The sequence below is a fragment of the Variovorax sp. P1_H2 genome (assembly GCF_056405295.1).
This window is the reverse complement of record NZ_JBFUCJ010000017.1, coordinates 35,574-58,129: the sequence shown is the minus strand read 5'-3', so window position 1 is coordinate 58,129 and position 22,556 is coordinate 35,574. Positions and strand designations below refer to the sequence as shown.

Here is a 22,556-nt window from a genome sequence, read left to right as displayed (position 1 = left end):
ATGGCTGCTCAATGGAGCTTGACGTGGGGTTCTGTGCGCCGCGTGATGAGGCGGGCCAGCGTGTCGAGCGAGACCTTGACGACGCCGTGCAGCGCCAGCTCGTGCATCTTGTAGAGCGACACGTACATGAGCCGCGCGAACAGGCCTTCGACCATCAGGCTGCCGCCGATCAGGCCACCCATCATGTTGCCCACGGTGCTGAATTCACCGAGCGACACCAGCGAGCCGAAATCGCGGTAGCGGTAGGGCTTGAGCGCCTTGCCCGCCATGCGCCGGCGGATCTGCGCGGCGACGTGCGAGGCCTGCTGGTGCGCCGCCTGCGCGCGCGGCGGCACCAGGCCGCCCTTGCCGCCGTTGGCCTCGGGCCAGTCGCAGGCCGCGCAGTCGCCGATGGCGAAGATGTCGGCATYGCGCGTGGTCTGCAGCGTCGGCAGCACCGCGAGCTGGTTGCCGCGGTTGGTTTCGAGCCCCGCGATGTCCTTCATGAAATCGGCCGCCTTCACGCCCGCGGCCCACACCACCAGCTCGGCCGGCAGCGTGCGGCCGTCGGCCAGGCGCACGCCCTCGGGCAGCACTTCGGCCACCTTGGCCGAGGTGTGCACGTCCACGCCCAGCTTGCGCAGCAGCGCCTCGGTGGCGGACGACAAGCGCGGCGGCAGCGCGGGCAGGACGCGGTCGGCGGCCTCGATCACGCTGACCTGGATGTCCTTTTCGGCGTCCACCCGGTCGAGCCCGTAGGCCACGACCTCGCGCGTGGTGCGATGCAGCTCGGCCGCCAGCTCCACGCCCGTGGCGCCCGCACCGATGATCGCCACGTGCAGCTGCTCGGGCCGCAGCGGCGTGGTCTGCGCATGCGCGCGGATGCAGGCGTTGACCATGCGCTGGTGAAAGCGCTGCGCGTCCGCCTTCGACTCGAGCCGCAGCGCATGCTCCCGCACGCCGGGCGTGCCGAAATCGTTGCTGAGGCTGCCGATGGCGACCACCAGCGTGTCGTAGGCGAAGGCGCGCGCCGGCGTGACCAGCCGGCCCTCGTCGTCCAGGTAGGGCGCGACATGCACCTCGCGCCGCTCGCGGTCGATGCCGGTCAGCTCGCCGAGCCGGAAGCGGAAGCGGTGCCAGTGCGCCTGCGCGAGGTAGTCGACCTCGTGCGCGCTCATGTCCATGCTGCCCGAGGCGATCTCGTGCAGCTTGGGCTTCCACACATGGGTGCGGTGCTTGTCGATCAGCGTGATCTCCGCGCGGCCCCGCAAGCCGCGAGAATCGCCGAGACGCGTGGCCAGCTCCAGCCCGCCGGCGCCGCCGCCCACGATGACGACGCGGTGCCTCTGCATGGGGTTGTTCATGTCTGGCTGCTCCGCAGAGGCATGTGATCGCTTCAGCGCGGCTGCGCCACGGGCATGCGGGTCTCGACCTGGTCCAGCACGGCCTCGGGCGCGTCGGCATCGGCCGGCGTCTCGTTGTCAAGGACGCGCTTCATGCGCTCGGTGTCCAGTTCGTTGGTCCATTTGGCGACCACGACCGTGGCGACGCCGTTGCCGATCAGGTTGGTCAGCGCGCGGGCTTCCGACATGAAGCGGTCGATGCCCAGGATCAGCGCCAGGCCTGCGACCGGCACATGGCCCACCGCCGACAGGGTGGCGGCCAGCACGATGAAGCCGCTGCCGGTCACGCCGGCCGCGCCCTTGGACGTCAGCAGCAGCACCAGCAGCAGGGTGATCTGCTGCGTCAGGGTCATGTCGGTGTTGGTGGCCTGCGCAATGAACACCGCCGCCATCGTCAGGTAGATCGAGGTGCCGTCGAGGTTGAAGGAGTAGCCGGTCGGGATGACCAGGCCGACCACCGACTTCTTGGCGCCCAGGTTCTCGAGCTTGGCCATCATGCGCGGCAGGACCGATTCGCTCGAGGAAGTGCCCAGCACGATCAGCAGCTCTTCCTTGATGTACTTGATGAACTTCCAGATGCTGAAGCCGTGGAAACGCGCGATGCCGCCGAGAACGACGAAGATGAAGAGCAGGCATGTGGCGTAGAACGTCGCCATCAGCTGGCCGAGCTGCAGCAGCGAGCCGACGCCGTACTTGCCGATCGTGAAGGCCATCGCGCCGAAGGCACCGATGGGCGCCAGCTTCATGATGTAGCCGACGATCACGAACAGCACGTGCGAGAACTTCTCGATGAAGTCGAACACGAGCGTGCCGCGACCGCCGAACTTGTGCAGCGCGAAGCCGAACATCACGGCGATCAGAAGCACCTGCAGGATCTCGCCTTTGGCGAACGCATCGACCACCGTGTTCGGGATCACGTGCAGCAGGAAGTCGACCGTGCCCTGCATCTGCCCGGGAGCGGTGTAGGCGGCGATCGACTTGGTGTCGAGCTGGCTCACGTCGACGTTCATGCCGGCGCCGGGCCGCACGATGTTGATGATCACCAGGCCGACCACCAGCGCGATGCTGCTGACGATCTCGAAATACAGCAGCGCCAGGCCGCCGGTCTTGCCGACCTTCTTCATGTCCTCCATGCCGGCGATGCCGACCACCACCGTGCAAAAGATGATCGGCGCGATGATCATCTTGATGAGCTTGATGAAGCCGTCGCCCAGCGGCTTCATCGCCGCGCCGGTGTCGGGATAGAAATGGCCCAGCAGCACCCCGATCACGATGGCCGTGATGACCTGGAAGTAGAGCGACTTGTACAAAGGCTTGGATACGGGTTGGTGGTCCATGGATGTCTCCTTGAAGATTTCAGACGCGGGCGGCAGAGGCGGCGTGCGCGTGCTGCGCAAGGCTTTCGAATGGCGCCGCGCCGCGGTGCGAGTTGGCGTCGACCACCGCCAGCGCCGTCATGTTGACGATGCGGCGCACGGTGGACGACGGCGTGAGGATGTGCACCGAGCGTGCCGCGCCCAGCAGGATTCCGCCCACCGTGATGCCGCTGCCGGCCGCCATGCGCAGCAGGTTGTAGGAGATGTTGGCCGCGTCGACGTTGGGCATGATGAGCACGTTGGCTTCGGTGTCCAGCGCCGAGTCCGGGAACTCGTGGTCGAGGATCGACTTGGACAGCGCCGCGTCGCCGCGCATCTCGCCCTCCACCGCGAGCTGCGGATCGCTCGCCTTGATGAGCGCGAGCGCCTCGCGCATCTTCAGGGCCGACGCCGCGTCCGAGCCGCCGAAATTCGAGTGCGACAGCAGCGCCACACTCGGCGTCACGCCGAAGCGGCGCACCTCTTCGGCCGCCAGCAATGTGATCTCGGCGATCTGCGCCGCATCGGGGTCGCGGTTGACGTGCGTGTCGCAGATGAAGAGCTGGCGTCCCGGCAGCATCAGCATCTGCATGGCGGCCATGGTCTTCGTGCCCGGGCGCAGGCCGATCACGTCGCGCACATGGCGCAGGTGGTCGCCGTAGCCACCCAATGTGCCGCACAGCATGGCGTCGGCCCGGCCCTGGCGCACCAGCATCGCCGCGAGCAGCGTGCCGCGGCTGCGCATCTCGGTCTGCGCCACCAGGCGCGAGACGCCGTCGCGGCGCTTGAGCTGGTAGTAGGCCTCGGCCGCGTCACCGTGCACGGCGGGGTCGAGCAGGTCGACAGCCTCGCAGTCGGTGCCCGGCGCAAGGCGCAGGCCGTACTGTGCGATGCGCTCGGCGATCACCTCGGGGCGGCCCAGCAGCAGCGGCCGCGCCAGGCCTTCGTCCACCACCACCTGCGCGGCGCGCAGCACGCGCTCGTCCTCGCCCTCGGCGTAGACCACGCGCTTGGGCGACTGCTTGGCGGCTGCGAACAGCGGCTGCATGCTGCTGCCCGACTGATAGACGAACTGCGACAGGCGCTGGCGGTAGGCCTTCATGTCGGCGATCGGCCGTGTGGCCACGCCGCTGTCGGCCGCGGCCTGCGCCACCGCGGGCGCGACCGCCTCGATCAGGCGCGGGTCGAAAGGCTTGGGGATCAGGTAGTCGCGGCCGAAACGCAGGCCGAGCGCGCCATAGGCCTGCGCCACCACTTCGGGGATCTCGGCATGCGCGAGCTCGGCGATGGCGCGCACGGCGGCGAGCTTCATCTCTTCGTTGATGGTGGTCGCGCCGACATCGAGCGCGCCGCGGAAGATGAACGGAAAACACAGCACGTTGTTGACCTGGTTCGGGTAGTCCGACCGGCCGGTGCCGAGGATGGCGTCGGGGCGCACGGCCAGCGCGTCTTCCGGCAGGATCTCCGGCGTCGGGTTGGCCATCGCGAGGATGATCGGATCGCGCCCCATCTCCTTCACCATCTCCGGCTTGAGCACGCCGCCGGCAGAGAGGCCGAGGAAGATGTCGGCGCCGCCGATCACGTCGGCCAGCTTGCGCGCCGAGCTGTCCTGCGCATAGCGGGCCTTGTTCGGATCCATCTGCTCCTTGCGGCCGGTGTAGACCACGCCCGCACTGTCCGACACGTAGATGTTGTGCATCGGCAAGCCGAGGCTCACGATCAGGTCGAGGCAGGCCAGTGCCGCCGCGCCGGCGCCCGAGGCCACCAGCTTCACCTCTCGGATGTCCTTGTTCACATGGCGCAGCGCATTGAGGATGGCGGCGGCCGCGACAATGGCGGTGCCGTGCTGGTCGTCGTGGAAGACCGGGATCTTCATGCGCTCGCGCAGCTTCTTCTCGATGTAGAAGCATTCGGGCGCCTTGATGTCTTCGAGGTTGATGCCGCCGAAGGTGGGCTCCATGCGCGCGATGGTGTCGATCAGCGCGTCGGGGTCGGTCTCGTCGAGCTCGATGTCGAACACGTCGATGCCGGCGAATTTCTTGAACAGGCAGCCCTTGCCTTCCATCACCGGCTTGCCGGCCAGCGGGCCGATGTTGCCCAGGCCCAGCACCGCCGTTCCGTTGGTGATGACCGCCACCAGGTTGGCGCGCGAGGTGAGATTCATGGCCTCGGCCGGGTCGCGCACGATCTCCATGCAGGCGTCGGCCACGCCGGGCGAGTAGGCGAGCGCGAGGTCGCGTTGGGTGGCCATCGGCTTGGTCGGGTTCACCGAGATCTTGCCGGGCGTGGGATAGCGGTGGTAGTCGAGGGCGGCTTCGCGCAGGTTGTCGGACATGGTTTCTCCGTGGGGATGTCAATGAGGGGCGGCCGCGCAGGCGTCGGCCAGCCAGCCGCGCAGTCCGCGCAGCAGCGCCGCGGGCTGGTCGGCATGCACCCAGTGGCCGGCATCGGCGATGCGCTCGGTCGCCGCACGCGGGAACAGCGCACGGATGCCGGCGAGCGACGAAGGCGGCACGTAGTCGGACTCGGCGCCGTGGATGAAGAGCGCCGGTCCGCCGTAGCGCGCGTCGCGCAGCGCTTCGGGAAAGCCGCACAGCTCGCGCATGCACAGGCCGGTGGCGAGCAGGTTGAGCCGCCAGTCGAAGCGGTCGTGCTGCCGGCGCAGGCTCTGCATCAGGACGTCGACCGGGGCTTCGGCGCTGAGGCTGTCGGCCAGCGCCTGGTGGATCTCGCGGCGGCCGGCCGCGCCGGCCACGTCGAGGCTGCGCATGGCCGACACGTACGACGAGAACTGGTGGGTGTAGCTCTCGGGCGCGATGTCGATCACGGCGATGCCGCCGATGGCTTGCGGGTGCGAGAGCGCGAGGGCCATCGCCGTCTTGCCGCCCATGCTGTGGCCGATCACGAAGGGCCGCTGCAGATGCTCGCGCTCGATCAGCGCGCGCACGTCGCCCGCCATCTCGGCGTATGACATGGACCCGGCCCACGGCGAGGCGCCGTGGTTTCGGGCGTCGGGCAGGTAGACGCGATGGCCCGAGGCCAGCGCCTGCGCGACCTGCGTCCAGTTGCGTCCCGCGCCGAACAGGCCGTGCAGGATCACCACCGGAGGCCCCGATCCCAGGGCCTCGAAAGCCAGTGTGAGCGGCATGGCGGGCGGCCTACTTCTTCTTCACCGGGGGCAGGTCGGTGCAATGCCCTTCGAACAGCTCGGCCGCCATGCCGATGGATTCGCCGAGTGTCGGATGCGGGTGGATGGTCTTGCCGATGTCGCCGGGCTCGCAGCCCATCTCGATGGCCAGGCACAGCTCGCTGATCAGGTCGCCCGCATGCGTGCCGACGATGCCGCCGCCGACGATGCGGTGCGTGGCCTCGTCGAACAGCAGCTTGGTGAAGCCCTCGTCGCGCCCGTTGGCGATGGCCCGGCCCGACGCGGCCCACGGGAACACGGCCTTGCCGACCTTCAGGCCTTCGGCCTTGCACTCCTCCTCGGTCTTGCCGGCCCAGGCCACTTCGGGGTCGGTGTAGGCGACCGAGGGAATCTGCCTGGCATCGAAGAACGAAGCCTCGCCATGGGCCGCCTCGGCCGCCACATGCGCCTCGTGCACGGCCTTGTGCGCGAGCATGGGCTGGCCGACGATGTCGCCGATGGCGAAGATATGCGGCACGTTGGTGCGCATCTGCTTGTCGACGTCGATGAAGCCGCGCTCGGTGACGGCCACGCCGGCCTTGTCGGCGCCGATCTTCTTGCCATTGGGACTGCGGCCCACGGCCACGAGCACGAGGTCGTAGACCTGCGGCTCCTTCGGTGCCTTCGCGCCTTCGAAGCTGACCTCGATGCCGGCCTTCGTCGCCTTGGCACCCACGGTCTTGGTCTCGAGCATCACCTTGTCGAAGCGCGTCGCGTTGACCTTCTCCCACACCTTGACGAGGTCGCGGTCGGCGCCCTGCATCAGGCCGTCGAGCATCTCGATCACATCGATGCGCGTGCCCAGCGTCGAATACACCGTGGCCATCTCGAGGCCGATGATGCCGCCGCCGACCACCAGCATGCGCTTCGGAATGGCCTTGAGCAGCAGCGCGCCGGTGGAGTCGACGACGCGTTCGTCCTCGGGCATGAAGGGCAGCTTCACGGCCTGCGAGCCCGCGGCGATGATGGCCTGGGCGAACTTCACCACCTTCTTCGCGCCGCCCTCGGCCACCACCTCGACGTGGTAGGCGTCGAGGAAGCTGCCGACGCCGGTCACGACCTCGACCTTGCGCGCCTTGGCCATGCCGGCCAGGCCGCCGGTGAGCTTCCTGACGACGCCGTCCTTGAAGTCGCGCAGCGCGTCGATGTCGACTTCGGGCGCGGTGTACTTGATGCCGTGTCTGGCAAGCAGCTTCACCTCGTCCATCACGCTGGCCGTGTGCAGCAGCGCCTTCGACGGGATGCAGCCGACGTTGAGGCACACGCCGCCGAGCGTGGCGTAGCGCTCGACCAGCACGGTCTTCATGCCGAGATCGGCGCTGCGGAAGGCGGCCGAATAGCCGCCGGGACCGGCGCCGAGCACCAGCACCTCGCACTCGATGTCGGCCTTGCCGGCGTAGCTGCCCGCCGTGGGTGCGGATGCGGCGGCCACGGGTGCCGCGGCAGTTGCCGGTGCAGGCGCCGGGGGCGGCGCTGCCGCCGGCGCTGCCGCCGACGTCTCGATCACCAGGATCACCGAGCCTTCGCTGACCTTGTCGCCGAGCGCGACCTTGAGCTCCTTCACCGTGCCCGCATGGCTCGACGGAATCTCCATCGAGGCCTTGTCGGACTCCACCATGACGAGGCCGGTATCGACCGCGATGACTTCGCCGGGCTTGACCAGCAGCTCGATGATCGCGACATCCTTGAAGTCGCCGATGTCGGGGACCTTGACTTCCACCGTGTGTGCCATTTGGGAGCTTCCTTCAGAACAGCACGCGCCGCAGGTCGGCGAGCACGTTGGCGAAATAGACGTTGAAGCGCGCGGCGGCGGCGCCGTCGATCACGCGGTGGTCCCAGGACAGGGACAGCGGCAGCGTGAGGCGCGAGGTGTAGGTCTTGCCGTCGGCGGAGTGCTGCTTCCAGTAGCTCTTGCAGACGCCCATGATGGCGACCTCGGGCGCATTGATGATCGGCGTGAAGTAGATGCCGCCGATGCCGCCGAGCGAGCTGATGGTGAAGGTGCCGCCCGACATCTGGTCGGGCTTGAGCTTGCCGTCGCGCGCGAGCTTGGCGAGCTCGCCCATCTCCTTGGCGATCTCGGGCACGGTCTTCTTGTCGGCGTCGCGGATCACCGGCACCATGAGGCCGTTGGGCGTGTCGGCCGCAAAGCCGATGTGCCAGTAGTTCTTGAGCACCAGCGCGTCGCCGTCGAGGCTGGCGTTGAACTCCGGAAACTTCTTCAGCGCGGCCACGGCCGCCTTCATCATGAAGGGCAGCATGCTGATCTTCACGCCCGACTTTTCCAGCTCCTTGTTCATCTGCACGCGGAAGGGTTCGAGCTCGGTGATGTCGGCCTCGTCGTGGGTCGTGACATGCGGAATGACGACCCAGTTGCGGTGCAGGTTGGCTGCGCTGATCTTCTTGATGCGCGACAGTTCCTTTCGTTCGGTCGGGCCGAACTTGGCGAAGTCGACCTTGGGCCAGGGCAGCAGGTCGATGCCGCCGACGCCACCGCCGGAGGGCGCCGCAGCGGCCTTGCCGGCGGTCGGTACAGCGGCTGCATCGCCACCCTTCGCGAAGGCCTCGACGTCGGCGCGCACGATGCGACCGTGGTCGCCGGTGCCCTTGAGCTTGCCGAGGTCGACACCGAGTTCGCGCGCCAGCTTGCGCACCGCCGGGCCGGCGTAGGCGAGCGCGAAGGCGGCTTCGTCGATGCCGCCGGAGGATGCGGCGTCCTGCGCCGGTGCGGCGGCGGCTGCGGCCGGCGCGGCTGCAGCAACGGTCGCCGCGGGCGCCTCGCCGGTCGCCGCCGACGCAGCAGCAGCGCTGCCCTCGGCCTTGAAGGTCATGATGACGCTGCCTTCGCTGACCTTGTCCCCCAGCTTCACGGCAATGGACTCGACCACGCCGCCGCGCGGCGCGGGCACGTCCATCGTGGCCTTGTCGGATTCGAGCGAGACCAGCGGGTCTTCGGCCTTCACCGTGTCGCCCGGCTTCACGAAGATCTCGATGACCGGCACGTCGCTGAAATCGCCGATGTCGGGAACCTTGATGTCGATTGCGTTGCTCATGTTCTGTCGTGCCTCAGACGGTCCAGGGGGCGGCGCGGTCGGCTTGGAGCCCGTACTTCTCGATGGCCTCGGCCACCACGGTGTGCCGGATGACGCCGTCGTCGGCCAGCGCCTTGAGCGCGGCCACGACCACGTGCCAGCGGTCGACCTCGAAGAAGCGGCGCAGCTTGCGGCGGTAGTCGCTGCGGCCGAAGCCGTCGGTGCCGAGCACCGTGTAGCGCCGGCCCGCGGCCTGCACGTACTCGCGCACCTGATCGGCGTAGTTGCGCATGTAGTCGGTGGCCGCGACGACGGGGCCGTCGTGGCCGTCGAGGCATTGCTCGACATGGCTCCTGCGCGCCGGCTGGGTCGGGTGCAGCCGGCTCCAGCGCTCGGCGGCCATGCCGTCGCGGCGCAGTTCGTTGTAGCTGGTGGCGCTCCACACGTCGGCGACGATGCCGAAGTCGCTCTTGAGCAGCTCGGCCGCGAACATCACCTCGCGCAGGATGGTGCCGCTGCCCATGAGCTGCACGCGGTGGCCCTTCTTCGGCGTCTTGCCGCCGTCGCTGAGCTGGTAGAGACCCTTGAGGATGCCCGCCTCGCTGCCCTCGGGCATGCCGGGGTGCGGGTAGTTCTCGTTCATGAGGGTGATGTAGTAGTACACGTCCTCCTGCTCGGCGTACATGCGGCGCATGCCGTCGCGCACGATGGCCACCACCTCGTAGGCGAAGGTCGGGTCGTACGAGATGCAGTTCGGAATGGTGCCGGCCAGGATGTGGCTGTGGCCGTCCTCGTGCTGCAGGCCTTCGCCGTTGAGCGTGGTGCGCCCCGCGGTGCCGCCGAGCAGGAAGCCGCGCGCACGCATGTCGCCGGCCAGCCAGGCCAGGTCGCCCACGCGCTGCAGGCCGAACATCGAGTAGTAGATGTAGAACGGAATCATCGGCACGTTGTTGGTGCTGTACGAGGTGGCCGCGACGATCCAGCTGGACATCGCGCCGCCCTCGTTGATGCCTTCCTGCAGCACCTGCCCGTCCTTCGACTCGCGGTAGTACATGAGCTGGTCGGCGTCCTGCGGCTTGTAGAGCTGGCCGAGCGAGGACCAGATGCCGAGCTGGCGGAACATGCCTTCCATGCCGAAGGTGCGCGACTCGTCGGGCACGATGGGCACCACGTGCTTGCCGATGGCCTTGTCGCGAACCAGCGTGCCGAGCATCTGCACGAAGGCCATGGTGGTGGAGATCTCGCGCTCGCCGGTGTCCTTGAGCAGGCGCTCGAAGTTGGCCAGCGGCGGAATCTCGAGCGCGACCGACTTGCGCCGGCGCTGCGGCAGATAGCCGCCGAGCGCGGCGCGGCGCTCGCGCAGGTACTTCATCTCGGGGCTGTCTTCGGCGAGCTGGATGAAGGGCACCTTGGGCAGCTCTTCATCGGACACCGGGATCTGGAAGCGGTCGCGGAAGCCGCGCAGCGCGTCCTGCGTCATCTTCTTGGCCTGGTGGGCGATCATCTGGCCCTCGCCCGATTCGCCCATGCCGTAGCCCTTCACCGTCTTGGGCAGGATCAGCGTGGGCTGGCCCTTGTGCTTGACGGCGGCGGCATAGGCGGCGAACACTTTCTCGGGGTCGTGGCCGCCGCGGGTCAGCGCCCAGATCTGCTCGTCGCTCATGTCGGCGACCAGGGCCTTGGTCTCTTCGTACTTGCCGAAGAAATGCTCTCGCACGTAGGCGCCGCTCTTGCTCTTGAAGTCCTGGTATTCGCCGTCGACGCACTCTTCCATGCGCTGCAGCAGCTTGCCGCTCTTGTCCTTGGCGAGCAGCGCGTCCCAGCCGCTGCCCCAGAGCACCTTGATGACGTTCCAGCCGGCGCCGCGGAACACGCTCTCGAGTTCCTGCACGATCTTGCCGTTGCCGCGCACCGGGCCGTCCAGGCGCTGCAGGTTGCAGTTGATGACGAACACGAGGTTGTCCAGGCTCTCGCGGCCCGCCAGCGAAATGGCGCCGAGCGATTCGGGCTCGTCCATTTCGCCGTCGCCCATGAAGGCCCAGACCTTGCGCGGCGCGGTGTCGGCGAGACCGCGGCCGTGCAGGTACTTGAGGAAGCGCGCCTGGTAGATCGCCATCAGCGGGCCAAGCCCCATCGAGACCGTGGGGAACTGCCAGAAGTCGGGCATCAGCCAGGGGTGCGGGTACGACGGGATGCCCTTGCCCTCGGCCTCCTGGCGGTAGTTGAGCAGTTGCTGCTCGCTCAAGCGGCCTTCGAGGAAGGCACGCGCGTAGATGCCGGGCGAGCTGTGGCCCTGGATGAAGAGCAAGTCGCCGCCGTGCGTGTCGGTGGCGGCATGCCAGAAGTGGCCGAAGCCGATGTCGTAGAGCGTGGCCGCCGACTGGAAGCTCGCGATATGGCCACCGAGTTCGGACGAGTCCTTGTTGGCGCGCAGGATGATCGCCATCGCGTTCCAGCGGATGATCGAGCGCAGGCGGTGTTCGATCTCGCGGTTGCCGGGAGATTTTTCTTCCTTCTCTGGCGGGATCGTGTTCTTGTAGGCCGTGTTCAGCGAACGGGGCACGTACACGCCGTCGCGGCGGCCTTCGTCGACCAGGCGATTCAACAGAAAGTTCGCGCGCTCGCTGCCCCGGTGCTGTTGGACCGCGCCCAGCGCGTCGACCCACTCGCCAGTTTCCGTGGGGTCAAGGTCGCCCATGGTGCTCATCGGTTTGTCTCCAGTGTCATGGCCAGGACCCGCATCGAGCGACGCGGTCGGCCTGGGTACAGAGCAATCGATGTGCCACGCGGCGCGCGGCGCGGAAAGCGCTCTAAGTTGTTGATTTCATTGGGATGAGGCGAAATCGAGGCGTGCGCTCCGCCGCTGATCCGGATGCGGAGCGATGCGGCCGTCCGATTCACCGGACCGATGATTGGGGGCAAACCCTGAGGCGGCCAACGAGGCACCGCAGGCGGCGGTTGCGGCCCGAAACTCTTGTATCCCGCTGCCGCCTCATCCTTGCGCTGGCGCCACCAACTCGTCCACCATGGCGCGCATCCGCTGCCAATGCGAGCCCTCCCAGAAGACGCGCCGGCATGCATCGCAGGTGCTGAAACGCTGGTAGCGTTCGCGCACCATCGCCGGCAAGGTCGAGGCGACCAGCGACTTGTCGATCTCGTGCAAGGGCGTGTTGCAGTCCAGGCATCGCGTGAACGGCCGCGCGCCGCGCGCAAGGTCGAGTCGATCAAAGACCTCGCGCAACTGTTGCGCGGATCGCAACGCATGCACGTAGCAGCCATGCGTGATGCCCCGGCGCTTGAGCAGCTCTCGATCTCTCGTCAGCACGATGCGTCCTTGCGCGCCAGCGATACGCTCGATCTCTTCGTCGCGAAAATGGTTGTCGTACAGCGTGTCGAACCCGGTCATGCGCAGCAGGTGCGCGAGGCCACCCAGGTGCGCGTCCGCGACGAAACGGGTCACACGCAACGCACGCTCGCGAACGCGCAGCAGCGGCGTGATGTCGAGGGCTTCGAACTGCGGAAAGACGGCTACCCGGTCGCCGTCGTGCAGCAGGGTCTCGAAGCCGACCGACCCGCCGTTGACCAGCACCAGTTCGACCTCGGTATGGGGAACGCCGAGCGCCTCGATCATGTGCTTGGTGGTCGCCCTTCGCGCGCACCGGCAGGAGAACTCGCGCCCTCGCCGCTCACGCGCGAGGAAGTCGTTCAGCTCCTCGTAGAACCGGAAGGTCGCCGTGACCATGGCTTCCGGTCAGCGCGCCCGTCAGCTGCCTTCAGAGCTCCGGGGTCTTGGAGAAGCTCCCGTGCGGCTGGGCACGCATCAGCGCATGGAACTGCTCGTGCGACATCCGCAGCAGCCGCTCGTGATCGCCACCTTCCATGTAGACGACGTCGTTGCTTTCGAGTTCGTCATCGACGATAGTCGGCAGCCCCCATGCCATTCCGACTGGCGGTATCGCGCCGGGATCGCAGTCATCGAACAGCGCCGCAATCCGGGCCTCGCCGGCCAGCTTCAGCTTGTGGCGACCGACAAAGCGGGAGAACTCGCCGAGCATGACCATTTTGTCGGCGGGAACGACGGCCATCACGCAACCGTGTTCGTCCTCGAGGATGACCGATTTGGCCAGTTGACCCGGGCTCACGTTGGCGCAGCGGGCGGTCTCCAGGCTGCTATGGCTGTGTCCGTGCATGGAGACGTCATAGCGTGCGCCACGCTGGTCGAGATAGCTGGACAGATGGGAAGGAATGGACATGGCAATCCTCCTTATGCGCAAATACGGCGGGGTCGCCGATCCGTCAGTTTGCTCCTGCCGGCGGAAGATCGCAAATTCGTCGTGTTCCAGGGACGCCACCCGCCCGGGAGTGCATGCATCGCACCTTATGCGGTGCCGGACGCAGATGGTTACAAGGCCGCTCCCGCGGTCCCGATAGCGCCAACCCGGTCGCGCGTTTTTGGGCTTGAACAATGCGACGCTGATTTCTCCATTTCAGCTGCCGACCCGCACCCTTCGGCGCCAATTGCCAGGCGGCGTTCCCATGCTCTGGGTGAAGGCGCGCGTGAAGTGACTTTGGTCGGCAAAGCCGCAGGCTGCGGCGACGTCCGCGAGCGGGCACTCGAAGTCCATGAGGAGCGTGCGTGCACGCTCCAGCCGTTGGGCGATCAACCACTGATGCGGCGTCTGGCCCGTGGTCTCGCGAAAGGCGTGGATGAAATAGCTGCGCGACAGGTTGCAGGCGTCCGCGATGTCGGTGATCGAAATGCTGCCGTCGATCTTGCTTCGCAGCATTTCCTTCGCCCGCGCCTCCTGTGAACGCGAAAGAATCCGATTCTTCCTGGGGCTCGCCGCGGGGGCGCCGCCATACCTCTCGAGAAGATAGGTCCCCATGGCGACGCTCATCTGATCGATGAACAGCATGCTCGTCTCGGCAGGCCGTTCGAGCGCCGGCGTCAGCGCCGAAGCGAGGTTGACGAGCACCTCGTCCTTGACAGCAGTGACCCGCGCGAGACCGCTGATACGGGGGCCATCCCTCTCCTCGATCGCGCGCTCGATCGCGGCATGCGAGATTTCGAGCAGCACGAAATCGAAGGAGGACTTCATGTCGGCGCGATAGCGATCGCTGAAGTCGCGGATGTAGATGGAGCCCCTGACGAAGTCATGGCACGACGCATGGTGCTCATGAAGAATCCGCCTCCGGTGGCCGTCGCGCAGCGAAATTCCGACGAGCACGCCACGGCCGCTGGCCGGCGTCTCCACGTAGTCGAGCTGCGTGCCCTCGGTCGTCTTGCGGTAGACCCTGACGCCGCCGGCCGAGAGCTCCAGGTCCTTGTGGAGATGCGTGGACGTGCAACCCAGCGTGTCCTTCGGTCCGACCGAAAGATCCGGCAAGGATGATGCGGCTTTGGCTGCCTGGGGAGAGCTTCCTCTCGCCCCGAAAGAGCTGGTTTCAGCGTGCATGGCCTGACAGAACAAGAGTTGAAGATAGGAAAGCGCTATTTGCCGCTCGGCGCCGAACTTCGGATAGAAGCTTAGCGCGCTTTCTTGAACGAACGTGGCGTCGGCCGCATCGCGTGCAACGCGCGACGCCAGGAGTTCAAGGCTCAGCACAAAACGTACCCGTGACTTTCGCTTTCATTCAATTCCAAGCTGCGCCGCCACGCCCTTTCCAAACGAGACGTCGATCAGCCGGAAGTGCGCGATCTGGCGCCGCTGAATGGCCTCGGGCACCGCGGCCATCGACGCCGCGATGTTCTCGAACAGCCGCTGCCTCTGGCCGCTGTCCATGCGGCGGTACAAGGCAGCCGCCTGCGCATGGTCGCCGAGTCCCTGGCGATCGTCGAAGCGCATGGCGTCGCCGCTCAGCGGCAGCGCCGGCTCCGCGAGCTGGCGGTCGGGACGCGGTCCCCCGAACGAGTTGGGCTCGTAATAGGCGTCGGTCCGGGCTGGAACATTCAGACGCATGGCGCCATCCGCATGGTAGGTGTGCACGGGGGACCTCGGACGGTTCACGGGCAGCGCCTCGTGGTGCGTACCGACCCGGTAGCGCTGCGCATCGGCATAGGCGAGCAGCCGCCCCTGCAGCATCTTGTCGGGTGAAAAGCAGATGCCAGGCACGATGTTGGCCGGGTTGAAGGTGGCCTGCTCCACCTGTGCAAAGTAGTTGTCCGGATTGGCATCGAGTTCGAGCGTGCCGAGTTCCATCGGCGCAAATTCCTGCTGCGGCCAGACTTTGGTCGCGTCGAAGGGGTTGAATGGCATCGCGGCCGCCTGCGCTTCGCTCATCACCTGCACCTGCAGCGACCAGCGCGGATGCTCGCCGCGCTCGATCGCTTCGAACAGGTCGCGCTGCGCGCTTTCCCGATCGTCGGCGATCACCTCGCGGGACTCGGCGTTCGTCAGGCAGCGGATGCCCTGCTGCGTCTTGAAATGAAACTTGACCCACACCCGTTCGTTGGCCGCGCTGATGAGCCCGAAAGCGTGCGTGCCGTAGCCATGCATGTGGCGGAAGCCCGCCGGCAGGCCGCGGTCGGAGAACAGCATGACGATCTGGTGCAGGCTTTCCGGCGACAGCGACCAGAAGTCCCAGATCGCCGTGGGCGAGCGCAAGTGGCTCACCGGATGGCGCTTCATGGCCCGGACCAGATCGGGAAACTTCTGCGGGTCGCGGATACAGGCCACCGGCAGGTGGCTGCCGACCAGGTCCCAGTTGCCCTCTTCCGTATAGGCCTTGAGGGCGAAGCCGCGCACGTCGCGCTCCGCGTCGGCGCAGCCGCGCTCGCCCGTCAGCCCGGAGAAGCGGACCAGGACCGGCGTTCGCTGGCCGGGCTGAAGAACCCGGGCCCTGGTGTGGCGCGAGAGATCGCCCGTGATGCGGAGGGTGCCGAAGGCGGCAGCGCCCTTGGCATGGAGCACCCGCTCCGGGATGCGCTCGCGCGCCAGGTACGCCAGTTTCTCGACCATCTGGTAGTCCTGGATCAGGATCGGTCCGCGAGGGCCGGCCGTGATCGAGTGCTGACTGTCCGCAACGGGCGCGCCGCCTGTCGTGGTCAGCGTCGGCGGCCTGCTTTGTCTTGCCATGGGGGATCTCTCGGTTCGACTATCTCGCCGAATATTTAACCCACCCTCACCCACCTGTCTTGAACAAGAGTCGCCCGGCTTGAACGCCGGGCCACGCCAGCGCCCGAATGTGCAAAGCGTCAGTCAACCCGACAAGACGGCGCGTGCGCCGAAGGCGCACCATGGCGCCCTGCGCGCAGAAGCGCTCCCCCATCCATGAAGGCCTCCGCATGAAACCGTCCCTTCCTTTGCTCATGAGCCTCAACGGGGGCTTCGTGGATACCGCCGGCTTCCTGGCGCTCCAGGGCCTGTTCACCGCCCACGTCACCGGAAACTTCGTGACCTTCGGCGCGGCGCTGGTGCACGGCACCTCGGGGGCACTGACCAAGCTCCTGGCATTGCCGGTGTTCTGTGTCGTCGTCGTCCTGACACGCTGGCTGAGCTACAAGCTGCCCGACTTCGGCCTGCCGGTCCTGCGCACGATGCTGGTCCTCAAGACGCTGCTGCTCGCCGCGGGCGCGGCGATCGCCGTGCGCTTCGGCCCTTTCAGCGACGGCGACAGCGGGCTCGCCATGCTCACGGGCATGGCGCTGGTGTCGGCGATGGCCATCCAGAACGCCGCGCACCGGATTCATCTGGCAAGCGCCCCGCCGACCACCCTCATGACCGGCACGACCACCCAGATCATGATCGACCTGGCCGACCTGCTGCGAGGCCTGCCCGCGCAGGACGCCGTCGCCGCACGCGCCCGCCTGCTGCGCATGTCGGGCAGCGTCGCGGTCTTCGCGGCAGGCTGCGCGGCTGCCGCGCTCAGCTTCACCTTGGTGAATATCTGGTGCTTCGCGATTCCGCCGGTGCTGGCCGCCTGCGCCGTCGCTCTTCAACACAGCACGCGCGAGGGCGAAGCCGCAGCACCGGTCGTCGTTGGCCGCTGAGGGGCAAGGCGCACTACCTGTAGAGCCATCGGGACATCAGCCGCGTGTACCTCGGCATGATGACGTACACCATCAAGGCAACGATCGCGGCCGACGCGATGAAGTGCTCGGTGAAATAGTTCGACCTCGGGAGCACAAGATCGAACAGCCGGCCCAAGATGGCCGGGACCAGCATGGTCAACGGGTAGATCACCGACAGCGTCAGCAGGAATTGCTTGTAGCGCCTGGCCGGCTTCTGCCCCGCCGGCGGCCTGAACCAGAACTCGAGGCCACTGCGCGTTTCCACCGTTTCGTCGGCCTCCAGGAATGCGGCAGCTTCGTCCACCAGCTGCCGGCGCGCAGCGGAGCCGAACCAGTCTTGTGCATGTTCCAGCGAATCGAATCGAATGGTGATCGTGTACTGCAGGGTACCTGCTGCCGGGTGGATGACATTGACGCCGCGATGGCCGGGGAATCGGGCGGCGATCGGCATCACTTTCTTCAGCCATTGCTCGTACCGCGCCACGGCTTCCGGCTTGACGGTCTGCCGGATGACGGCGGTGACGGTGTCCGGCCGGGGCGGCTCGCGACCGATGATCTCGTCCAGCGTCGCGGTCCGCAATTCGGGGCGACGATCCTCCGCGGCCATCGACGGCTCCCTTCAAAGGCCGAGCAGGGCACGGCCCTCATCGGCCAGCAGGTCATGGGTCTCGGGATGGCTCCGCATGTAGGCAGCGAAAACGGGGCACTGCGGAATGACCCGCAGACCGCGCTCGCGCGCGGAGGCCAACCCGGCCAGCACCAGCTGCGTCGCGATGCCCTGGCCGCGCAGCGCATCCGGGACGATGGTGTGGAGAAAGGTGATGACCTTGTCCGTCGATGCGTAGACGGCCACCGCAACTTCGCCCTGGGACTCGGCCTCGAAACGATGCTTCGAAGGATTGTCGCGGACGGAAATGGAAGATGTCATGGTTCTTCAGTGCAGATGCAGTCGTCGCCTGGCGGCCTGCGGCGACGTCACGGGATCGAAGGCAAGCCGATGGCGTGAAGGTGCCGAAGCCTCGGTCACCGGCACATCGGTCTCGGTATTCTTGCCGAATCGGCGCACCAGGTGGGCACAGATTGCCAGGGCCAGGTGCTCGAGCATGGTCGAGTTGGCGAATCGCGGGTTGTCCAGCAAGGGGAGCAGCGCCGCGCCCAGATGTCCCAGCACCGGATCGACCAGACCCGGCAGGCACGAAAGCGCGCTGACACGGGCGACGCCGGCGGCGTCCGCCACCGCATCCACCAGCGCATGCGGCACGTAGAACTTGAGCGCGTCCAGCGGGCTGCCGAGGTAGCTGGCCACCTCGTCGCGCAGATCGACGATGCTGATGGCACCGCGCGAATAGCCCCGGACCACCGCGGGCCGGCCGCGCACCCAGAGCTCGTGGTGGCGCATGCCAACGAGGTGCAGCGTCACGACGAACGCGTCCTGCCCCGGGATCTCCTGCTTCATGCCGAGCTGATCGGGCGTGCAGCGGATGCGCGTCGCCGCAAACGGTGCGCTCGACGTGCGGAGCATGACGAGCGCGGGCGCCGACGACAACTCGAAATATCCTCCCAGCCGGTCGCCGTAAGCACCTTCGGGAAACGGAGGAGTCATCGCCGCGCCTGGCATGCATGCACCCCGCGAATCGCTAGGCCTGGATGAACGCCAGCAGGTCGGCGTTCACCTGGTCCTTGTGCGTGAAGCAGGTGGCATGCGGCGCGCCGGGATAGACCTTGAACTGGCTGCCCGGAATCATCTCGGCCGCGAGCTTGCCCGTGGCGGCGATCGGGACCACCTGGTCATCGTCGCCATGGATGACGAGCGTAGGCACGCCGATCTTCTTCATGTCCGGCCTGAAGTCGGTTTCGGAGAAGGCCGTCACGCAATCGATGGTGCCCTTGATCGAGGCCTGCAATGCGATTCCCAATGTCTGCTTGAAGATGCCCTGCGAGACCTTGGCCCCCTCGCGGTTCGTGCCGTAGAAGAGCGTGCTGAAATCGTCCAGGAACTGCGGCCGATCCGCGGCCAGGCCGGCGCGGATGCCGTCGAAGACCGCCTTGTCGGGGCCTACCGGGTGGTCGGGCGTCTTCATGAAGAGCGGCGTCACGGCGCTGATGAGGGCGAGCTTGGCAACGCGTGCCGTGCCCTTGCGCGCGATGTAGCGCACGATGTCGCCGCCGCCCATCGAGAAGCCCGCGAGCACGACGTTCTTCAGGTCCAGCTTCTCGATCAGTTCGGCGATGTCGTCAGCGAAGGTGTCGTAGTCGTAGCCTTCCCACGGCTGGCTCGAACGACCGAAGCCGCGGCGATCGAACGCGATGGCGCGGTAGCCGCGCTGCGCGAAGAACAGCATCTGGTACTCCCACATGTCCGAGCTGAGCGGCCAGCCGTGGCTGAAAAGGATCGGCTGGCCCGTTCCCCAGTCCTTGTAGTAGAGCTCGGTGCCATCGCGCAATGTGAGTGTGGTCATGGGTTCTCCTGGTGAAATGTTGCAGATAAGGTGGTTGGTTGATCGGTCCGGCAGTCAGCTCTCTCGCACGGATTCGAAGAGAAACCAGGTGCGACGCTCGGCTTCGTCGATCCAGTTCTCCAGCACGCTCGCGCTGGCGACGTCGCCGTACTCGTCGCACAGCGCGTGCGTCGCGCGCATGAAGCCGGCGAGTCGCTGGTTGTCTTCGCGCAGCTCGGCCAGCATGCCGATCGGGGTCACGAAGTCGGCGTCGTTGTCCGACAGACGCTGCAGCCGTGAGGCATGGCCCGTCGACCGCAGGGTGGTCCCGCCGAGCTTGCGCACGCGTTCGGCGATGGGATCGATCGTGGCGAAGATCTGGTCGGCCTGCTCGTCCAGCAGCAGGTGGTAGTCGCGAAACGACGGACCCGACATGTGCCAGTGGAAGTTCTTCGTCTTGAAGTAGAGCGCGACGGTGTCCGCCAGCAGGACGTTCAGCCCCGCGGAGATGTCGCGCGTCGCGTCGGCGCCCAGATCGCTCGGGGTGTGGAGCGGCGCGAGGCGTCGCTTCTTGCTGGTCTTCGAATCAGCCATGTTTCTTCCTTCAAAGGTGGCAGGGATTGGCCGAACTCAACAGGTCTCTACCGGACGACGCACGGCGTCGATCGCCTGTGGTCGCCCGTATGCCTGGCCGCCGTAACTCTCTGACGAGAGGTTCGCGATCGCTGCGTGCAGCTCGTGCCGGAGGATGAAAGGGTTGGCGTGTTTTCGGAACACTTCTATCGAAGGTCATGGGCGTCTGCCGAATCGGAAGAAAGGCGGATTGATAAGTTGCGTCCGGGAGAGTCAGGTCACTTGGCAGGCAGCATGTCGCGGGCGTAATTGAGACCCATGCCGTAGCCGCCGCCGTTGCGTTCGATGATGGCTCTCGCGGCTTGGTACGTGTCCTGGCGCGTCCAATCACGTTGCAACTCCAGCAAGACCTGGAGCCAGCTCGTCATGACGGCGCCGCTGGAACTCATCCGTTGGAGCGCAAGCTCATGGCCCGACAGGGTCAGTCCACCGCAGGTATCTGCGACGACATAGGCCTGATAGCCGGACGCTTGCGCACAGAGCACGGGAAACGTGATGCACGCTTCCGTCAGCATTCCTGAGAACAAGATGCGTCGACGCCCGGTCGCCTGGATTGCCGATAGCGCTGCCTGGTCCTCCCAGATGTTCATCGTTCTTCGATCAATGACGATCTGTCCCGCGAGCAATTCGCGCAGCGCGGGGAGCAGCGGCCCGCTGTAGACCTTCGTGGCCGAGGTGCTGATCACGATCGGAATCTTGAACGCCAAGGCCGTGCTTACGAGCGCAATCGTGTTGTTCAGAAGCGTTTGGCGGTCGATGGACTGGACGCCGAATGCCAGTCCCGCCTGGTGATCGATCAACACCAGTGCGCAGTTCTCCGGAGTCAGAAGGTTTTCAAGGGCGTCCATCATGGTTCCCATCGTGTGGAGGTGGCGGCGTCCGCTTTGATGGACATGGGAAGCTCCATGGTTGCGAAAGCAAAAAGAGGGATGGCGTTCGGTGTGCATCCTCGTTTCGACGTGGATGCATGTCTTGTCGATTAGTGAGGCTCTTTGGACATTTGGCGTCCCGATAGGCCACGGATGCCTCCAGCACGAGGGCAGTTCATTCGGCCGCAGGTCGAGGCTCCGCACGCTGCGGCGACGAGAAATGACCACGCGAAAGCCCGCAATCGCGCGCGACAACCAGCCAGCGAGACATCGCCGGCCAGGTGCTCCATCAGGAGGCCTTGGCGCGCCGCTCCTGCCAGGGTGCGAGCATCCCGTGCACATCGAGTACCGGCCCGCGCCATCCGGCTACCTGGGCTCGGGGGCCTAAAGAAGATCGCGGCCGCCGCAGGTGGCCTTGCAGGCTATCCCGCAACCGACCGTTCGCCGTTGCTGCCGTGCATGGTTCGCTTGGCAATGTTGAGCAGGTGAATCTGGCTCGTCCCCTCGTAGAGGCGGAACAGGCGCACATCGCGGAAGAAGCGCTCGGCGACGTTGCCGGCGATGTAGCCGCTGCCGCCGAAGACCTGCACGGCCCGGTCCGCGATGCGGCCGCACATCTCGGAGGCGAACAGCTTGCACATGGACGCCTCCATCGTGACGTCGGCGCCGTCGTCTCGCTTGCGCGCCGTCTCGAGCACGAGCGCACGCGCGGCATGCACCTCCGTATTGCTCTCGGCGATCATCTGCTGCACCAGCTGGAAGTCGCCGATCGGCTGGCCGAACTGACGGCGCGTTCGCGCGTGCTTCGCCATTTCCTCGACGAGCCGGATCGCGGGACCGACGCACAGGGCGGCGAGGTTGATGCGCTGCTTGTTCAGAGTCTTCATGGCCGTGCGGAATCCCTGCCCTTCGATGCCGCCAACGATCGCGGTGGCCGGAACCCTGACCCGCTCCAGGATGACCTCGCCCACCGGCGAGCCGTGCTGTCCGAGCTTGCGGTACGGCGCCGATGTCGACAAGCCGGGCGTGCCTCGCTCCACGAGGAACGCGGTGATCCCGTTGGCACCCTTCGCATCTGGTTGCGTCCTGGCGAACACGGTGAACAGGTTCGCGATCGGTGCATTGGTGATGAAGCACTTCTTGCCGCTGATCACGAAGTCGCCGCCATCGCGCACCGCCGTCGTCTTCTGCGCCGTCGCGTCGGACCCGGCTTCCGGTTCGGTCAGCGCGAAGCACCCGGTCAGCTCGCCGCTGGCGAGCCTGGGCAGGTAGTCCGCCTTCTGGCGGGGCGTGCCGTCGACCACGATGGATTCCGACGCGATGCCGGTATTGCCGCCGAAGCGCGCCCGGAACGTCGTCGCCGCTTGCGAGACTTCGATGTTGACGAGCGACAACTCCTCGGTGGTCAGCCCGGCGCCGCCATGGGCCTCCGGAATGCTGTGGCCGAACAGCCCGATCTCGCGCATGCGCTGCACCAGCGGCTCGGGGATTTCGTCGTCGCGATCGACAGCCTCCTCGATGGGCAGGCACTCGGTGCGCACGAACTGCCGCACTTCGGCGAGCAAGGCGCCGAACTTCTCCGTGTTGCGGATCATCGCTCTATCCTTCGCCGCTGCAGCGCGAGGAAGCACAGCCACTCGCGAATGGCC

At 66.7% G+C, this 22,556-nt stretch carries 17 protein-coding genes and 2 pseudogenes; 1 reads left to right on the top strand and 18 read right to left on the bottom strand.

Annotation, left to right across the window (positions count from 1 at the left end; genetic code table 11):
- Window positions 1-8: 8 nt before the first annotated feature.
- The 11 genes and pseudogenes from AC1D2E_RS08825 to AC1D2E_RS08775 all read right to left on the bottom strand — a co-directional run bounded on the left by AC1D2E_RS08825 (window position 9) and on the right by AC1D2E_RS08775 (window position 16,032).
- On the bottom strand, window positions 9-1,343 hold the full coding sequence (locus AC1D2E_RS08825) for an NAD(P)/FAD-dependent oxidoreductase (RefSeq protein WP_478197044.1): 1,335 nt from the start codon (window positions 1,341-1,343) through the stop codon (window positions 9-11).
- A gap of 32 nt (window positions 1,344-1,375) precedes the next feature.
- On the bottom strand, window positions 1,376-2,719 hold the full coding sequence (locus AC1D2E_RS08820; RefSeq protein WP_478197043.1) for a dicarboxylate/amino acid:cation symporter: 1,344 nt from the start codon (window positions 2,717-2,719) through the stop codon (window positions 1,376-1,378).
- Between the two features lie 19 nt (window positions 2,720-2,738).
- Complete coding sequence (locus AC1D2E_RS08815) at window positions 2,739-5,072, bottom strand: NADP-dependent malic enzyme (RefSeq protein WP_478197042.1); 2,334 nt, start codon at window positions 5,070-5,072, stop codon at window positions 2,739-2,741.
- Window positions 5,073-5,090: 18 nt separating this feature from the next.
- Window positions 5,091-5,885: an alpha/beta fold hydrolase gene (locus tag AC1D2E_RS08810; protein ID WP_478197041.1), complete on the bottom strand. Its 795-nt coding sequence runs from the start codon at window positions 5,883-5,885 to the stop codon at window positions 5,091-5,093.
- A gap of 10 nt (window positions 5,886-5,895) precedes the next feature.
- Complete coding sequence (gene lpdA, locus AC1D2E_RS08805; RefSeq protein WP_478197040.1) at window positions 5,896-7,656, bottom strand: dihydrolipoyl dehydrogenase; 1,761 nt, start codon at window positions 7,654-7,656, stop codon at window positions 5,896-5,898.
- Window positions 7,657-7,669: 13 nt separating this feature from the next.
- Window positions 7,670-9,142 (bottom strand): annotated as a pseudogene (gene aceF / locus AC1D2E_RS08800) (dihydrolipoyllysine-residue acetyltransferase); the annotation flags it as partial.
- Window positions 9,057-11,654: pseudogene (gene aceE, locus AC1D2E_RS08795) on the bottom strand (pyruvate dehydrogenase (acetyl-transferring), homodimeric type); the annotation flags it as partial. The pseudogenes aceF and aceE, both read right to left, overlap by 86 nt.
- Window positions 11,655-11,948: 294 nt before the next feature.
- Window positions 11,949-12,698 carry a Mut7-C RNAse domain-containing protein gene (locus tag AC1D2E_RS08790; RefSeq protein WP_478197039.1) on the bottom strand — a complete coding sequence of 250 codons (750 nt, stop codon included), beginning with the start codon at window positions 12,696-12,698 and terminating at the stop codon, window positions 11,949-11,951.
- A gap of 31 nt (window positions 12,699-12,729) precedes the next feature.
- A complete protein-coding gene (locus AC1D2E_RS08785; protein WP_478197038.1) occupies window positions 12,730-13,209 on the bottom strand; it encodes an aminoacyl-tRNA deacylase in 480 nt (159 codons plus the stop codon).
- Between the two features lie 234 nt (window positions 13,210-13,443).
- A complete protein-coding gene (locus AC1D2E_RS08780; protein WP_478197037.1) occupies window positions 13,444-14,562 on the bottom strand; it encodes a helix-turn-helix domain-containing protein in 1,119 nt (372 codons plus the stop codon).
- Between the two features lie 24 nt (window positions 14,563-14,586).
- Window positions 14,587-16,032 (bottom strand): catalase, encoded by a 1,446-nt coding sequence (locus tag AC1D2E_RS08775; RefSeq protein WP_478197036.1) that lies wholly within the window; start codon window positions 16,030-16,032, stop codon window positions 14,587-14,589.
- Between the two features lie 209 nt (window positions 16,033-16,241).
- Here AC1D2E_RS08775 and AC1D2E_RS08770 point away from each other — a divergent pair, with 209 nt between their 5' ends.
- Window positions 16,242-16,946, top strand: a complete 705-nt coding sequence (locus AC1D2E_RS08770; protein ID WP_478197035.1) for a YoaK family protein — start codon at window positions 16,242-16,244, stop codon at window positions 16,944-16,946.
- A gap of 13 nt (window positions 16,947-16,959) precedes the next feature.
- Here AC1D2E_RS08770 and AC1D2E_RS08765 read toward each other — a convergent pair whose 3' ends face one another.
- From AC1D2E_RS08765 to AC1D2E_RS08735, 7 genes are all read right to left on the bottom strand, one after another.
- Complete coding sequence (locus tag AC1D2E_RS08765) at window positions 16,960-17,574, bottom strand: antibiotic biosynthesis monooxygenase (protein ID WP_478197034.1); 615 nt, start codon at window positions 17,572-17,574, stop codon at window positions 16,960-16,962.
- A 12-nt stretch (window positions 17,575-17,586) separates the two neighbouring features.
- Window positions 17,587-17,895 (bottom strand): GNAT family N-acetyltransferase, encoded by a 309-nt coding sequence (locus AC1D2E_RS08760; protein ID WP_478197033.1) that lies wholly within the window; start codon window positions 17,893-17,895, stop codon window positions 17,587-17,589.
- Between the two features lie 6 nt (window positions 17,896-17,901).
- A complete protein-coding gene (locus tag AC1D2E_RS08755; protein ID WP_478197032.1) occupies window positions 17,902-18,585 on the bottom strand; it encodes an AraC family transcriptional regulator in 684 nt (227 codons plus the stop codon).
- Between the two features lie 19 nt (window positions 18,586-18,604).
- Complete coding sequence (locus AC1D2E_RS08750; RefSeq protein WP_478197031.1) at window positions 18,605-19,426, bottom strand: alpha/beta fold hydrolase; 822 nt, start codon at window positions 19,424-19,426, stop codon at window positions 18,605-18,607.
- Between the two features lie 54 nt (window positions 19,427-19,480).
- Window positions 19,481-19,999, bottom strand: a complete 519-nt coding sequence (locus tag AC1D2E_RS08745) for a Dps family protein (protein ID WP_478197030.1) — start codon at window positions 19,997-19,999, stop codon at window positions 19,481-19,483.
- 257 nt (window positions 20,000-20,256) lie between these two features.
- Window positions 20,257-20,898: a hydrolase gene (locus tag AC1D2E_RS08740; RefSeq protein ID WP_478197029.1), complete on the bottom strand. Its 642-nt coding sequence runs from the start codon at window positions 20,896-20,898 to the stop codon at window positions 20,257-20,259.
- Window positions 20,899-21,329: 431 nt separating this feature from the next.
- Window positions 21,330-22,502, bottom strand: a complete 1,173-nt coding sequence (locus AC1D2E_RS08735; protein ID WP_478197028.1) for an acyl-CoA dehydrogenase family protein — start codon at window positions 22,500-22,502, stop codon at window positions 21,330-21,332.
- Between the last annotated feature and the right edge of the window lie 54 nt (window positions 22,503-22,556).

Excerpts from the sequence above, each read along its gene's own strand:
- AC1D2E_RS08760 (WP_478197033.1), bottom strand. The coding sequence starts at position 17,895 with ATGACATCTTCCATTTCCGTCCGCGACAATCCTTCGAAGCATCGTTTC.
- AC1D2E_RS08745 (WP_478197030.1), bottom strand. The coding sequence starts at position 19,999 with ATGGCTGATTCGAAGACCAGCAAGAAGCGACGCCTCGCGCCGCTCCAC.
- AC1D2E_RS08785 (WP_478197038.1), bottom strand. The coding sequence starts at position 13,209 with ATGTCCATTCCTTCCCATCTGTCCAGCTATCTCGACCAGCGTGGCGCA.
- AC1D2E_RS08765 (WP_478197034.1), bottom strand. The coding sequence starts at position 17,574 with ATGGCCGCGGAGGATCGTCGCCCCGAATTGCGGACCGCGACGCTGGAC.
- AC1D2E_RS08735 (WP_478197028.1), bottom strand. The coding sequence starts at position 22,502 with ATGATCCGCAACACGGAGAAGTTCGGCGCCTTGCTCGCCGAAGTGCGG.
- AC1D2E_RS08815 (WP_478197042.1), bottom strand. The coding sequence starts at position 5,072 with ATGTCCGACAACCTGCGCGAAGCCGCCCTCGACTACCACCGCTATCCC.
- lpdA (WP_478197040.1), bottom strand. The coding sequence starts at position 7,656 with ATGGCACACACGGTGGAAGTCAAGGTCCCCGACATCGGCGACTTCAAG.
- AC1D2E_RS08775 (WP_478197036.1), bottom strand. The coding sequence starts at position 16,032 with ATGGCAAGACAAAGCAGGCCGCCGACGCTGACCACGACAGGCGGCGCG.
- AC1D2E_RS08750 (WP_478197031.1), bottom strand. The coding sequence starts at position 19,426 with ATGACCACACTCACATTGCGCGATGGCACCGAGCTCTACTACAAGGAC.
- AC1D2E_RS08770 (WP_478197035.1), top strand. The coding sequence starts at position 16,242 with ATGAAACCGTCCCTTCCTTTGCTCATGAGCCTCAACGGGGGCTTCGTG.
- AC1D2E_RS08790 (WP_478197039.1), bottom strand. The coding sequence starts at position 12,698 with ATGGTCACGGCGACCTTCCGGTTCTACGAGGAGCTGAACGACTTCCTC.
- AC1D2E_RS08820 (WP_478197043.1), bottom strand. The coding sequence starts at position 2,719 with ATGGACCACCAACCCGTATCCAAGCCTTTGTACAAGTCGCTCTACTTC.
- AC1D2E_RS08810 (WP_478197041.1), bottom strand. The coding sequence starts at position 5,885 with ATGCCGCTCACACTGGCTTTCGAGGCCCTGGGATCGGGGCCTCCGGTG.
- AC1D2E_RS08740 (WP_478197029.1), bottom strand. The coding sequence starts at position 20,898 with ATGGGAACCATGATGGACGCCCTTGAAAACCTTCTGACTCCGGAGAAC.
- AC1D2E_RS08755 (WP_478197032.1), bottom strand. The coding sequence starts at position 18,585 with ATGCCAGGCGCGGCGATGACTCCTCCGTTTCCCGAAGGTGCTTACGGC.